This is a genomic window from Mesorhizobium sp. M8A.F.Ca.ET.165.01.1.1, from assembly GCF_004792065.1.
Taxonomy (GTDB): Bacteria; Pseudomonadota; Alphaproteobacteria; order Rhizobiales; family Rhizobiaceae; genus Mesorhizobium.
On the sequence record NZ_SRTH01000263.1, the window covers coordinates 1 to 282 of the forward strand.

Here is a 282-nt window from a genome sequence, read left to right on the forward strand (position 1 = left end):
GGCGGTCAACGCCCGCTCGGTCGCCGAGCATGTGATGTTCGTGACGCTCGCCCTGCTTCGGCGTTTTCGCGTGGTCGACCGAGATCTGCGGGCCAAGGGCTGGCTCGCCGGGCGCGAAGACGCCAATTCCAGCAGCGAGCTTGCCGGCAAGACCATCGGCATCGTCGGCCTCGGCGCGGTCGGCCAGGCCGTCGGCCATATCGCCGCGCATGGTTTCGACCTCAACGTCGTTGCGACCACACGCAGCCTGCGCCCGGCGCCCGAGCGCGTCGGCTTCCTGTC

The 282-nt window shown here is 69.9% G+C and carries 1 protein-coding gene; it reads left to right on the forward strand.

Annotated elements, in window-relative coordinates; translation table 11 throughout:
* Window positions 1-282 (forward strand): NAD(P)-dependent oxidoreductase (locus EN808_RS36025; protein ID WP_281041874.1); only part of this gene is annotated, 282 nt, incomplete at both ends.